This window comes from Caproicibacter fermentans, assembly GCF_009746625.1.
Classification (GTDB): domain Bacteria; phylum Bacillota; class Clostridia; order Oscillospirales; family Acutalibacteraceae; genus Caproicibacter; species Caproicibacter fermentans.
Map to the genome: position 1 here is coordinate 1 of NZ_VWXL01000078.1, position 12577 is coordinate 12577.

Annotated in this window: 17 protein-coding genes; 11 read left to right on the top strand and 6 right to left on the bottom strand. The window is 43.3% G+C overall.

The genetic code is table 11. From position 1 onward, the window contains the following. Positions 1–82: 82 nt before the first annotated feature. From CAFE_RS13645 to CAFE_RS13665, 5 genes are all read right to left on the bottom strand, one after another. Positions 83–994: a hypothetical protein gene (locus CAFE_RS13645; RefSeq protein ID WP_233452816.1), complete on the bottom strand. Its 912-nt coding sequence runs from the start codon at positions 992–994 to the stop codon at positions 83–85. Positions 995–1132: 138 nt separating this feature from the next. Next, positions 1133–1891, bottom strand: a complete 759-nt coding sequence (locus CAFE_RS13650) for an FtsK/SpoIIIE domain-containing protein (protein WP_233452817.1) — start codon at positions 1889–1891, stop codon at positions 1133–1135. After that, positions 1875–2492: a hypothetical protein gene (locus tag CAFE_RS13655; protein ID WP_156990947.1), complete on the bottom strand. Its 618-nt coding sequence runs from the start codon at positions 2490–2492 to the stop codon at positions 1875–1877. Before CAFE_RS13655 ends, CAFE_RS13650 begins: the two co-directional genes overlap by 17 nt. A 62-nt stretch (positions 2493–2554) precedes the next feature. Continuing rightward, positions 2555–2818 (bottom strand): hypothetical protein, encoded by a 264-nt coding sequence (locus CAFE_RS13660; RefSeq protein WP_156990948.1) that lies wholly within the window; start codon positions 2816–2818, stop codon positions 2555–2557. A gap of 137 nt (positions 2819–2955) precedes the next feature. After that, entirely contained in the window at positions 2956–3597 is a 642-nt protein-coding gene (locus tag CAFE_RS13665) for a SprT-like domain-containing protein (protein WP_156990949.1), read from the bottom strand. A 195-nt stretch (positions 3598–3792) separates the two neighbouring features. On the opposite strand from CAFE_RS13665, the gene CAFE_RS13670 reads away from it, so the two are divergent. After that, entirely contained in the window at positions 3793–4809 is a 1017-nt protein-coding gene (locus CAFE_RS13670) for a hypothetical protein (protein WP_156990950.1), read from the top strand. A gap of 375 nt (positions 4810–5184) precedes the next feature. Here CAFE_RS13670 and CAFE_RS13675 read toward each other — a convergent pair whose 3' ends face one another. Continuing rightward, positions 5185–5415: a helix-turn-helix domain-containing protein gene (locus CAFE_RS13675; protein ID WP_156990951.1), complete on the bottom strand. Its 231-nt coding sequence runs from the start codon at positions 5413–5415 to the stop codon at positions 5185–5187. Positions 5416–5514: 99 nt separating this feature from the next. On the opposite strand from CAFE_RS13675, the gene CAFE_RS13680 reads away from it, so the two are divergent. From CAFE_RS13680 to CAFE_RS13720, 10 genes are all read left to right on the top strand, one after another. Then, complete coding sequence (locus CAFE_RS13680) at positions 5515–5967, top strand: hypothetical protein (protein ID WP_156990952.1); 453 nt, start codon at positions 5515–5517, stop codon at positions 5965–5967. A gap of 104 nt (positions 5968–6071) precedes the next feature. Next, complete coding sequence (locus CAFE_RS13685; RefSeq protein WP_166525143.1) at positions 6072–6692, top strand: RCC1 domain-containing protein; 621 nt, start codon at positions 6072–6074, stop codon at positions 6690–6692. Between the two features lie 85 nt (positions 6693–6777). Then, positions 6778–7365 (top strand): RCC1 domain-containing protein, encoded by a 588-nt coding sequence (locus tag CAFE_RS13690; protein WP_166525144.1) that lies wholly within the window; start codon positions 6778–6780, stop codon positions 7363–7365. A gap of 155 nt (positions 7366–7520) precedes the next feature. Then, on the top strand, positions 7521–7889 hold the full coding sequence (locus CAFE_RS13695; RefSeq protein WP_156990955.1) for a helix-turn-helix domain-containing protein: 369 nt from the start codon (positions 7521–7523) through the stop codon (positions 7887–7889). Positions 7890–8072: 183 nt separating this feature from the next. After that, positions 8073–9638, top strand: coding sequence for a recombinase family protein (locus CAFE_RS13700; RefSeq protein WP_156990959.1), 1566 nt, complete (start codon positions 8073–8075; stop codon positions 9636–9638). A gap of 14 nt (positions 9639–9652) precedes the next feature. Continuing rightward, positions 9653–10105 (top strand): GNAT family N-acetyltransferase, encoded by a 453-nt coding sequence (locus tag CAFE_RS13705; RefSeq protein WP_066648536.1) that lies wholly within the window; start codon positions 9653–9655, stop codon positions 10103–10105. A gap of 252 nt (positions 10106–10357) precedes the next feature. Continuing rightward, positions 10358–10837 carry an alpha/beta fold hydrolase gene (locus CAFE_RS20130; protein ID WP_233452818.1) on the top strand — a complete coding sequence of 160 codons (480 nt, stop codon included), beginning with the start codon at positions 10358–10360 and terminating at the stop codon, positions 10835–10837. Next, the gene (locus tag CAFE_RS20135; RefSeq protein WP_233452819.1) at positions 10798–11322 is read left to right on the top strand and encodes an alpha/beta fold hydrolase; all 525 of its coding nucleotides are present in this window, start codon (positions 10798–10800) and stop codon (positions 11320–11322) included. The genes CAFE_RS20130 and CAFE_RS20135 overlap by 40 nt, the downstream gene beginning before the upstream one ends. 44 nt (positions 11323–11366) lie before the next feature. Then, positions 11367–12341 (top strand): DUF4417 domain-containing protein, encoded by a 975-nt coding sequence (locus tag CAFE_RS13715; protein WP_156990956.1) that lies wholly within the window; start codon positions 11367–11369, stop codon positions 12339–12341. After that, positions 12325–12577 (top strand): hypothetical protein (locus tag CAFE_RS13720; protein ID WP_156990957.1); only part of this gene is annotated, 253 nt, incomplete at its 3' end. The genes CAFE_RS13715 and CAFE_RS13720, both read left to right, overlap by 17 nt.

Genomic DNA, 12577 nt, shown 5'->3' on the forward strand with positions numbered 1-12577 from the left:
ATGTGTATCATTCCACTCCTTAACATCCGGCCTACCTCCATGGCGTTTCTTTATGCCATGGTAGCCGTTATTCTTGAGTGGGTCAATTCCGCCGGCGATCTCGGTCAATTATACTCCGGCGATAACATATAAAGGCATTCCAGATTGTAGGAGTTTCCACACGTACATTTGCATATTGGTATTCCAACGGAATGTTGCTGATGATGTACGCCTTTGTATAACACGCCACACGGTTTGCATACCGGCAGGGCAGCATAAGCGGGTAGCCATCCAAAAGATTGTTCATATCCTGAATTTTCAGACTGGATGAGAATTCATCAAAAACAATCACATCCTCACTTTGGTATTTATCAAAGCATCCATGCTGATAACCGGTTATCTGACACACGTTTTCATAGCCGTATCGCTCCATGACAAAGCGTGTCTTGCCAAGCCCTGTCGCCCCGTATATGTAGGTTGTTTCCAGTATGCGAAAGGTATCGCGAAATTGCTCCGCAATCAGTTCCTGCCGGACTTGCTCTAAAGTGGTGCGGTAACGCATTAAATGGGTCTGCACTCGAATAACATCCATTGCGCTGTGACCGTCCTCAAGCATGGCTAACGCTATATCCCAATCGGTGCGCTGACCTGGGTTTTCTATCGGCAACACTCCCCATTCCTCAAATGTGCCGGGGATACTGGTATCGGCTTTTTCATCCTCTTTCCATTTACCTGTTTTTTGAACATACGCCCGGTTTTCTTCGGAAGTGCCGCAAGCCGCGTCAAGATGGGCGGTTGGGAAACAGCCCTTGACGGTGGAAAAGCGAATTGGACTGTTAGCAACAAAAAACACATGAGTATGCGGGGTCTGCTCCTTTAAGCCATGTTCGTCAGCCATGCACCAGTATTTTAGCTGCATTTTATCGAGCGTCCCACAGATTTTTTCATGCGACCAATCCTCACCGGGATTATTGATTGTAAGTAAGTATTTTCTGTGTCGTGTATCTTTTTTCAAAGGTCCTCGCTTCCTTTGCGTGATGATTTTCGCTGTGATGGTAGGTGTTTGATTGGTACAGAGGTTGTCTGGGTAATACTAGCCAGACAACCGCGCTCGCCCGCCTTACGCTTCGCGCGGCGGGCGGCGCGTGTGGTTCTATGACAACGCTTTTACGCATATCTGCCGCATTCGTTCGAAATCCTGCACTGTTCCCACCTTGATAAAATGCAACTGCGAGCCTTGCAGCAGCGCAACGCCCTCACCTTGCCCGAATACACGGCCTTTCACTTGCTCCATGAAATCAGGCAGCAGCATTTCATAAATGCTCTTGATTGCCGCTCCAAGGGCTACTACAATGCCATAGTTAAGGCGTGAACCAGCGGGAAAAGCAATCGCATCCGGGCGCTGCATGGTAGTAATTAAGCGCACAGACAGGGAGCGTCCAAGCAGTAAAATTTCGCTTACTTTATTCATGACCACGGCAGCGGCTTTTTTATCCTCATTTACGAGGGACAGGACATTCGCCATGTATTCATCCCAAATCAGCGTGATGGGATTGCTGCTTTCGTCCTCCCCCGACTGGCGGGCATTCAGACGGGCATACACGGCATCTAACGCTTGCAGCGTGTTTTTGTAGGCATAATAATGTGGGCAGCTACGCAGATATGCAAAACTATCTTCGCTCTTGTAGTCCGCAAAATAGAATTCACCATGCGGGTCTGCAAGTACCAGCTTAGAGAATAAGGCGTTTTCATAGTAGGATTTGCCCGACCCGGACATACCGCAGACGAGAATATGACTGTTTGTAGTCAGTGAAATATCGGTGGTTATGGGAACTCTAGCTCCATAACCGTCCCATGTATCCAAATCAAAACCCAGTGTCAGCAGCTTCGGCGCATCAGATTTCATCATCATACAGCACATCCTCTCTGTGCGTTTCGGCTCCGGGCGCGGCAGTAATAACAATGATGTCTCGTTTACGACCGTTTTTGCCGCCATACTTGATAGGTTCGGTATAATGAATGTCGAGAACGTCTTTTACCGCCTCGCTTTCCTTTTGCCAACGTTCCCTGCCAACGCCAAGGGAGAAAAAAGTGAAAGTACTCACATCCGTTCCCTTAATGCGCTTGCATGAAATTAGTGCCGGGGCATGGCCGTAACGACTGTAAAGACCTATTTCCAATAATTTGCCTTCAAACTCCTTTGCTTTTGACGGTGTCCCCAACAAAAATAATAAGCCCACCAAAAGCAACATGAAAAATAGCGGGATGAAAACGGCGATAATATAGCCCCAGAGAGTGGACAGCAGCGGTATATCGCTGTGAAAGGGCACTAATTTATCGCGAATATTCCAAAGAAAGATAAACACAACACACAGCAGCAAAACCAAAATTCCTTTCCATGGTATTGATATGGCTCCTTTTATCCCAGACCACAGGCGCAAGCGCAGGATAGCACGATTCCTTCGTCTTTGCACCAACGCTTTCTCTCTCTGAACAATACTAATTGAATTCATACTTTTCCCTCCATAAAGTGGCGCCGGGGGATTGTACTCCCCCGGCGAATACCTTTTAAAGCTTACTTCTGGGCGACAAGTTCATAGGCAATGGGCTTACCTCGTTTGTTGTAGCTGATGACAACGGGCTTCGTAACAATTTTGCCAAATTCGGCAAGGCTCCCAAAAACGGTTTTGAAGTCCTCGTTTGTCATACTCACCTTATCGGCAATATACCCGACAGCACCATCGGCATCATTATCCCCGATAAAGACGGATATGCCGGTGATGCGCTCCTTCTTGTCGTTCTCGAAGTCGTAAGGGCGTGCACCGAGAAGCATTTCCATTTGTTATCCCCCCTTTCCTATGTAGGCGGCTGGTGTTCTTTGACCGGGCTTGTGACCGGCTTGCCGCATTACCTGGGCCGAAGTGCCCCGTCACTCTGCGTTGAAAGTGTATTCTCAAAATTCTCTTTGTCCCTTCCTCATTTGGCCAGCACCATCATCTCATTACAGTCCTCGCAGCGCACGCGCACCTCATGGGTGGCCCGCACGCTAGTGTGGCAAGCGGGGCAAACATATTTGCGGGTGCTGCTGGGCCGGTGCGCCATGCCGTTAGGCACATTGGCCGCATCTGCGCCGCCCTTTTCCCTCGCGCCCACTTCATCTCGATTCATATCTATTTCGCGCCAGCCCTGTTCTTCGATAAAAGCACACAAAGCCGGGGCTGGTTGCGTAATGCTCCATCCGATATTTTTGGAGAATCCTATCTCCAAATCCCGGCAATTGGCAGCATCGCGGAATCGCTTGTTATGGTAATAGCCGCTGCGTGAACAGTCCTGTATGCCCTCTTGAATGTTCCACAGGTGCACCATCTCATGCAAAAGCGTGGCAATGACATTTGCTATCGGCCTGTCCAGTGTACCGGCTCCAATATTCAACTCATGCCTATGCTCCGCGCCACTACGCCACACTTTGCCAACGGTCACATGGCCGTATGCGCATTTTGTTTTTTGGATGGTGATGATGGGTTCATTCAACCGACCTTCAAAATAGCGGTTATTCAGCACTTGATAGGCCAACTCTAAAAATCCCGCGGCTCGGCTTGTTTTGGTGGGAAGCTCCATTGCTTCACCCTCTCTTTCATGTTTTGAAAAGTGCACTTCAATTTGGTCTTGTTAAACTACTTGCGACCTGTTAAAATTGTAGCAGGTACACTACTTGCGCCGCTATAGCCGGAGGCATTCCGTGGGCTTGCTTTGTTGTTGCAAAGGCTTGCTTTTTGCTTACGCGCCAACTTGTCATTTTCAGAGGAGGAGAACATGATGCAAGAGAGCGAGATGAAGTTGTGTTTCGGAGTGTTTGTCAAGATACTGATTTGTTGTTGCTCACTAAACGTCACAAATAAAAAACTGGTTAATGAGTTAACAAAAATGTTTATCCCTTCATATGAATGTAGCGATACACAAGTATCGCGTTTATTAAAGTGCGCGATTAATATGGATTCACAAATAATTGAGAACGCCCAGGCGGCAACCCCAGCAGATATTTACCCCAAATTTCATGATGCCATTGTTCCTTTGCTTGATGAAGACAAAAAAGCAATTGCTATTCTTGCGCTGCTCGATGCTATCAAGAAGGATAAAGAACTGGATAGCATCAAAAAAGAAAGCTTCAAAAAATATTTTGGCGCAACAAAAGATGCCCTGCTCCAGCGGAGCGAGTTTGTGTTACATGAATTTTTAGCAGCGGCGTTTCTCTATGCTACTACTTGTGTTAAGAACCGAAGTGGTGAAGGGTGTATTGAGTTGATAGACGATTCATATATTGGCAGTCTCTATGCAAAAAAAAATAAGATTCGTTTGGTAAGCGCACCCGAATCACAAAGTGAGCATCCCAAAATTCCCGCAGCAGCAAATACCCACGTTATGCATACTGATAGCACATCCAAGCAAATCTTCAGCATTTTTAATGACGCTGTTAAGAAATTCCACATCATTGACTACATATACAGCGATCCGGCAGAGGCTCTTCCCAAAAGATTGGTAGAATATGTGATAGGTTTTTTAAGTGCTATAAAACAAAGTATAATTATTGGGTTGATTGAGTACCAAAAAGAAGTAGCTTATCAAAAAGTAAAAAAATTTTCTGATGCTCTTGCCAGCTACCAGAGCTATTTGGCAGAAAATTTGTACCCTAAAACAGATGTTTTTGCATTGACAGGTACAGAGGATGCCCAATATATTGTGGATTTCAAAAAGACAGTTGATGATTACAAGCAGAAAATCAATTCTATATATGGTGAAATTAATAACGGCAACACTCTATTTGTTCTATAGTTCTGGCGAACAATCGCACACTTCAAAAGTATATTTCTTTCGTCCTTCCGTGAATTATAAAAACCCCTAAACATCCAATCAAGTAACTTTCGCGGCATAATTGCTTTGCTTTTATTCCACGGTTTACTTGACGGGCTGTTTAGGGGATTTCTTTGTCTAATCACGGACGAAAAGAGGTTTTTATCCAGCTGGACGGGCTCAACTTGACAAGCTTAATTTTATAATGAATAGTTTGTTGACAGAAAAGGTGAACCCCTCAACTTCACTTGTTGAGGGGGGAGATTTGTATGTCAGTTCAGTTTCTACTTTGTAATTAACCTGACTGACCGAATGTCTTAAACAAAAACAACGCCCACGATACTTTTAATCAGTATCTTAGGCGTTGTTTCCTTTTTCGGGGTCTGGTAGGATTTCTATAATATCGGAAACTTGACACTTGAAAATCTGGCAGAGAGCGTCAATCGTATTCGTGGATACGGATTCATCATTCATCAACCGTTGGATAGTTTTACTATCCAAATTATAATCTCCGCATTTGTTTCTTAGAAAATATGTGCTGATTTTTCTGTTCTCCATCAGCTTTCTAAGCGGCTCGAAAGATACCATTAATGCACCTCCCCCTTGACTTTATATCCATTATCACATATAATGACGATGGATAAATATGAGGAATATTCCTCATAAAATAAGGAAGGGGGATAAAGCGTGAAGAAACTATTATGGATTTTGGGAACAACAATTGTCGGTGTACTTTGGTTTGTACTTGTTACCGTTATAGGAGCGGGAATAAGTATGGCTGCCAATATAGCCACACGCTCCGATACACTGCCAGCCATTGAAAATATATTAGTTCCAGTGATGTGCATAGGATGGATAGCTTTGATTATTATATCAATTCTGATGTGGAAACGGTGGAAAGCAAAATGCCCTGTCTGTAAGCGATGGAGCGCATTAAAACTGATGAAAACAGAAATTCTGAAACAAGAAGATATTTCTGTTCTTGTGGAGTTGAAACACAGAGACTTGAATCGGGAAGTTACCGGCACTCACGAGCAGTATATTCCCGGAAAACGAAAAACATATCAGGATACATACAAATGTAAATACTGCGGCAATTTGGAAACTCATACACGTATAAAGGATAGTTCAAGTGTATAAAATCATGGATTATTTGAATTTACAATTCATTTTCTCTGCTATAAAAGCGACGAACAATGAAATATATACCAGATATTCAAAATATAAATTCGGGGGTATTTATAATGAAAAAACGTATTTTTTCCCTAGTCCTGACTTTGGTAATGTGTCTGGGGCTTTCTATTCCGGTTTCAGCCTATAGCACGGGCAAGGTAGGACAAGCGAATACTGTCAGCGCGGGCGGTGCGTCCACTGGGCGGATAGACAAAAACGGCTCCTTGTGGATGTGGGGAGATAACTCGTATTATCAGTTAGGTAATTTGGTCAGTGGCAATTCTCAAACCGTTCCAATCAAAGTGATGGACAAGGTTGTTTCTGTCAGCTGCAGTCCCGGTAACACCGCCGCAATCAAGACCGACGGCTCCCTGTGGGTGTGGGGGCTTTATTCCAAGCACGAAGATGGCCCCGCTAAAGTGATGGACAATGTAGTTGCTGTTAGTTGCAGTTCTGGTAACACCGCCGCCATTAAGACCGATGGTTCTCTGTGGATGTGGGGCGATAATTCATTGGGGCAGTTAGGTAACGGCTCCTCAGGGGATTCCTCAGTGCCTGTTAAAGTGATGGGTGACGCAGTTGCTGTCAGTTGCGGAGACGGCTTTACCGCCGCTATCAAGACCGACGGTTCCCTGTGGATGTGGGGGAATAAACAACAACGGAGAGATGGGAAATGGCGGGGCGGCCAATAAAGAAGTTATTATAGGAGGAGGTACAGGAGATTCTGATGATTCGGAAGGTTCTGCCTCTCATATACAGGATGTTCCCCTTAAGATAATGGATAACGTGGTTTCCGTCAGCTGCGACGGCGAAACCGCCGCCATCAAAACCGACGGTTCCCTGTGGACGTGGGGGACTAGTGCATCCGGGGATTCTGCGCCGACGAAGTTAATGGACGGCGTGGCGGCAGTCAGCTGCGGAGACGGATATGTAGTCGGAGATACAAGCGGATATACAAACGGATTTACCATCATTGTTAAAACGGACGGTTCCGTTTTGGCCTATGGGGAAAACGATAAAGGACAGCTGGGCAACGGCGTTATGAGTAACACTGTGAATAAAACCACCCCGGTGAAGATTTCATTCTCTGCAACTTCGACAGCCTCAAATGCCGTTAAGATTGATACTGGAAATACTTTGACCGTGAAGGCCGGAAAGACCTATCAGTTCAAGCTGACAGCCGACAGCAAACCTACTTTCGTATCCGGAAATTCGAAGGTGTTTACCGTGACTTACAAAGGGCATACCGGAAACAACTATTTCTATCAGGTCAAGGCCGTCGGGAAAGCCGGTCAGGGAACCGGGTTCTATCTGAATAGCTACAAAACTCCCGTAACGGTTGCAATGATCTCTAAATCGCAATAAACATACTGGAATGTTAATAGACGGAATTATAAACAGAGCATATAAAACAAGACGGTTAAGGCAACAGCTTGACCGTCTTAATTTATATGCTATACTTGTGTTGACTATTTAACTCATATATTGTATAGTTTTATTATAAGAAAGGGGCGTTGACTATGCAAGAGGTAGCGCAACGGTTAAAGAGCTTACGGGAAAGTGTAAGCCTATCCCAAGCAAAAATAGCCGCACTGATGGGAGCAACACAAGCTAGCGTAAACCGCTATGAAAACGGACAAACCACCCCACCGCTCAAGATTTTATTTTGGTATGCGGATTTTTTTGATGTTTCTATGGACTATATTTTCGCCCGGACAGAGCAGCCAGAGGGCAAGCTATACGAGCATAAGCCAAAAGTCGTTGAAGCCATTACACAGGACAACAAGGAATTACGGCGATTTGTGGATATGTGCTTTGACCCCTCGTCCCCTGTCAGCGAGAAATTGCGAGATATGCTAACGCAGATGTTAAACGAACAAAGAAAATGAGACGGGGCGTTTCCCCTTACGGAGGGTATTCAAAAATCTCCTCCAATCAAGGCTAAAATGAACTGATTTACAATCAGGCCTTGACAGGAGGAGATTTTTGAATTTGCGGCAATTAAGGGGAACGCCCCCATGTGGCGGGATAATGGATTACCGCCCCAAAAGTTACGAAAGGTTGTGAACTGGATGAATGCTGTTATTTATGCTCGTTATTCCTCTGATAATCAGCGGGAAGAAAGTATTGAGGGACAACTTCGGGAATGTAAAGCATACGCCGAAAAGAATGGTATCACCGTTTTAAGCACTTACATAGACCGAGCCTTATCGGCCAAGACCGACCACCGCCCGGAGTTTCAGCACATGATAAAGGATAGCGCAAAGGGTTTGTTTGATATAGTGCTTGTGTGGAAACTAGACCGCTTTTCACGAAACCGCTATGACAGCGCACACTATAAAACTGTCTTGCGGAAAAATGGCGCAAAGGTGGTTTCTGCCACCGAAAGCATATCCGAGGATAGCACGGGTATTTTGCTTGAAAGTTTACTTGAAGGGTATGCGGAGTTCTATTCTGCCGAGTTGTCAGAAAAGGTAATCAGAGGATTGACTGAAAACGCCCTTAAATGTAAATACAACGGCGGGGGCTTGCCGATTGGCTACACCATTGACAACGAACAGAATTTTCAAATTGACCCTATCACCGCTCCCATTGTGCTTGAAGCTTTTCAACGCTACGACAAGGGCGCAACGGTCAAACAGCTTGTTGACTTCCTCAACATCAAGGGAATACAGACCTACCGCAACAAGCCGCTTCGGATTGACTGTGTAAAGCGGCTGTTAAAAAATCGCCGTTATATTGGTGAGTATAAATATCGTGATACCATAACACCGGACGGCGTTCCCACAATTGTTCCAAAGGATTTATTTGACCGGGTGGGCGAACGGCTGGCGAAAAATAAAAAAGCCCCTGCGAGGGCAAAGGCCAAAGAGGAAATGTATTTACTAACAACAAAGCTTTTTTGCGGATATTGCGGTGCCTATATGTGCGGCGAAAGCGGAACAAGCAGCAATTCGACCGTTCACCAATATTATAAATGTGTGACCGCCAAATATAAAAAGGCCTGCCCTAAGAAGACGGTAAAAAAGAATTGGATAGAGAACCTTGTGATTGAGCATATTGTAAAGCTGTTGTTTGATGATGCGCTGATGAACGACCTTACCGACACATTAGTTGAGTTTCAAAAGAGGGAAAACACCACGCTACCGTTGTTGAAGAAGCGGCTAATTGAAACGGAAAAAGGTATTGAAAATATTCTCAACGCCATTCAACAAGGCATTTTTACTCAATCCACCAAGCAGCGACTTGACGAATTGGAAGAAACAAGAAGCAGCTTAGAGGTTTCCATTATCCAAGAGGAAATGCAAAAGCCAGTTTTGACGAAAGAACAATTATTATTTTGGTTACACCGTTTCCGGGCTTTAGATGTTACCAATCCCGCCCACAGACAAAGGCTGGTTGACAGCTTTGTGAATGCCATTTATCTGTATGATGATAAGATAGTGTTGATGTTCAACTATAAGGAAGGTAGCAAAACCATTAATTTTTCCGATATAGAGTGTTCGAGTTTGAGTGCGGGTGCTGCACCAACAAAAGACATATCTTTCGCCAAGGGGGAGGTATGTCTTTTGTTATGTGGAAAAGCATGGTATTATGGATTCAGAGTTTATTATTTCATTAGACAAACAGAAACTTGAGGAGAAATTTCTATATGAGATATAAATATACAAATGGGTCTGAACCAGACTTTATTTTATTGTGCCATGAACTGGATGAATTTTTGAATAAATTGGTTGGCGGAGAAGAAAACCGTTTGCAATATATTCCATATAATCAATTAGATGATATTCACGATGTTGTTATAGTTTACGACGGGGATAAACCTATAGGTTGTGCAAGTTTTAAGCATTATGATGTTGAAACGGCAGAGGTAAAACGCGTATTCATTAGGGAAGAATATCGCGGAAAAGATATTTCAAAAAAGTTGATGGAATTGTTGGAGCAAAGCGCAAAGAAACAAGGCTATAAAAAATTTGTACTGGAGTCCGGCGAGCCATTGATTGCCGCAATGAAATTATACAGGGCCATTGGTTATTTTAAAATTAAAAATTTCGGGCAATACAAAGATATGCCAGATTCCGTCTGCATGGAGAAAATACTGTAATTTTCAGTATGTAACTTAATTGGAGATTATACTAACTGTAAAAATTTTATTTGCAACATTTTTCCACTACAAATGACCCTCGAGTGGTCATAACGACAAAAGCAGGCTGATGATATGTCAGTCTGTTTTTGTTTGCGTGTATTTCCTTTTGCATCTTTGTCTGCTATAATTTTGCTGGTACTTGCATAAATAAGCAAAAATTTATCGGGTAGTTTTGAACTGCGGATAATTTATAATTTGCGAGGTAATAAAATGAATGAAAAGTTCTTCATAGAAATCAATGGGTCAAAGCAATGCATGTTTTTGCAGAGCGAAAATACTGAAAACCCTGTGTTGCTATATATACATGGAGGACCTGGCGCACCCGAAATTGCATTTGCTGAAAAATACCCGACTGGCTTAGAAAAGCTATTTACTGTTTGCTGGTGGGAACAAAGAGGTAGCGGAATATCATATAACCGTAAAATCACTCCGAAAGAAATGACACTTGAACAGATGGTTTCGGACACGATTGAGGTGACGAATTATTTACGCAATCGCTTTGGAAAAGAAAAAATATATATCATGGGACATTCATGGGGTTCTTTGCTGGGTGCTATCACAGTTAAGCAACAACCTGAGTTTTTTCATGCTTATATAGGCATTGGACAAGTAGTACAACAAGATCGTTCAGAACGTTTGCGTATACATATATGCTTGAGCAATTTGAGAAGTCAAACGACAAAAAAATGATACGACGATTAAGAGAATTCCCAATTGAAGCTGGTGGCGACATCAGTATAAAATATCTTGCCGGAGCGCGGAGTGAAGGTATGAATAAGCTTGGTATCGGTGTTATGCGAAGCATGGCATCAATGTTTGATTTTGTTGCAATAGTGCTTAGATATAAGGGGTATACTTTAAGTGAAAAGATTAAATTCGCAAAAGGTAGCAGTTTTTCACTAAAATATTTGTGTGATTGTATGATTAAAACGGATTTAACAGAGCAGGTACCATGCTTGCAGGTGCCCGTATATATTTTCCAAGGCAGGCACGACTATCAAGCATCTTATGTAGTAGCAAAGGATTTTGCAACGGCGCTAAAGGCTCCCATAAAAGGTTTCTACACATTTGAAAATTCCGCACACAGCCCTTGCTTTGAAGAGCCTGAAAAAATGTGCAATATTTTACGCGTTGATGTTTTGCAAAATCAAGTAAGTTTATCTGACAAGATATAATTGTTTCACCTTATCGTGGAAACTATACAGGAAGATTATTAAATGTGACAAGAGAAGAATTCAGAAACGATTCATTGTTTCTGCGTGACCAGTTTCCTCATGACGGAGTCTTTGAAATGCCTATCATAAAAAAGGCAGACATTGCTCTTGATGATCTGGCTTTGATAGGATATGATAAACTCAATGAGGAAAGTTTCAATCGGATTGTCCATTTTTTTCTGGACGACTATAAGTTCGAGGTGATGTGGAACGATCCCGAGCCTCGAATTGAACGACTTCGGAAGTACAAAGCAGTATTGTCTCCGCAATTTAGCCTTTATACAGAAATGCCACTCGCATTGAAGGTATATAACACTTTTCGGAACCGATGGTGCGGAGCATATTTTCAATCAAAAGGGCTTAAAGTTATTCCATCGCTTGTATGGGGGGAACCGAATACATTCTGGTTTTGCTTTGACGGTTTAGAACAGGGTTCCATCGTGGCCGTATCAACCATAGGAATGCGAAAAGAAAAAACATTGTTTTTGCAGGGTTATACTGAGATGTTGAAACGAATACAGCCAAGCGCCATTATTTGTTTTGGCACTCCTTTTGAAGAGATGCAAGGCAACATCTTTGCAGTTGATTACGCGGAAACCAATCACTTCAATACAAAAGATTTTAGCTTTTACACCATTAAGGGCGGCGGTATGGCAAGCGGCAGAAATTCGCTTCCAAAAAACGATTCACAACTCAAGCATATTTTTAGAAATGGTAAGGGCCATATTCCGGATACAGAGGCAAACAGGGCATTGCTTTCAAGTGTTGCAAACGATAAGGGCAATTATATGGGAACCGATCAATTTGGAAACAGATGGTATTCTAGATTGCAAAGCGATGGAAGCCAAATTTGGGTCGAAACGCGTAAGGGGATCATTCGAGAAGGTGGAGTCAATAACCCTCCAAAAACGTGGGATCCCAATACTGGCTTTAATAGTCCAATAAAACCAGGAGGTAAAAATTATGCATACATTATCTGAGAAAGCTTATTTATCCATGTTCTATGTGATCGACGCTTATTATTCAGCCCATCCTTCTGATTCTGTTGGCTCGTTACTAGGCGACCTAAATCCATTTTTATTCAAAGACTCAATATCTGCGGACCCGGCCGCTTACGACGATTTTTGCGACTGTTTTGCCAAAACCGCTAAGGGGAGAGAGGTAGACGATGTTGATGTGGGCTATCAGGCTGCAAAATCATTTTTACAATTTTATA

Excerpts from the sequence above, each read along its gene's own strand:
- CAFE_RS20130 (WP_233452818.1), top strand. The coding sequence starts at position 10,358 with ATGAATGAAAAGTTCTTCATAGAAATCAATGGGTCAAAGCAATGCATG.
- CAFE_RS20135 (WP_233452819.1), top strand. The coding sequence starts at position 10,798 with ATGCTTGAGCAATTTGAGAAGTCAAACGACAAAAAAATGATACGACGA.
- CAFE_RS13700 (WP_156990959.1), top strand. The coding sequence starts at position 8,073 with ATGAATGCTGTTATTTATGCTCGTTATTCCTCTGATAATCAGCGGGAA.
- CAFE_RS13705 (WP_066648536.1), top strand. The coding sequence starts at position 9,653 with ATGAGATATAAATATACAAATGGGTCTGAACCAGACTTTATTTTATTG.
- CAFE_RS13660 (WP_156990948.1), bottom strand. The coding sequence starts at position 2,818 with ATGGAAATGCTTCTCGGTGCACGCCCTTACGACTTCGAGAACGACAAG.
- CAFE_RS13690 (WP_166525144.1), top strand. The coding sequence starts at position 6,778 with ATGGATAACGTGGTTTCCGTCAGCTGCGACGGCGAAACCGCCGCCATC.
- CAFE_RS13665 (WP_156990949.1), bottom strand. The coding sequence starts at position 3,597 with ATGGAGCTTCCCACCAAAACAAGCCGAGCCGCGGGATTTTTAGAGTTG.
- CAFE_RS13655 (WP_156990947.1), bottom strand. The coding sequence starts at position 2,492 with ATGAATTCAATTAGTATTGTTCAGAGAGAGAAAGCGTTGGTGCAAAGA.
- CAFE_RS13675 (WP_156990951.1), bottom strand. The coding sequence starts at position 5,415 with ATGGTATCTTTCGAGCCGCTTAGAAAGCTGATGGAGAACAGAAAAATC.
- CAFE_RS13650 (WP_233452817.1), bottom strand. The coding sequence starts at position 1,891 with ATGATGATGAAATCTGATGCGCCGAAGCTGCTGACACTGGGTTTTGAT.
- CAFE_RS13685 (WP_166525143.1), top strand. The coding sequence starts at position 6,072 with ATGAAAAAACGTATTTTTTCCCTAGTCCTGACTTTGGTAATGTGTCTG.
- CAFE_RS13695 (WP_156990955.1), top strand. The coding sequence starts at position 7,521 with ATGCAAGAGGTAGCGCAACGGTTAAAGAGCTTACGGGAAAGTGTAAGC.
- CAFE_RS13670 (WP_156990950.1), top strand. The coding sequence starts at position 3,793 with ATGATGCAAGAGAGCGAGATGAAGTTGTGTTTCGGAGTGTTTGTCAAG.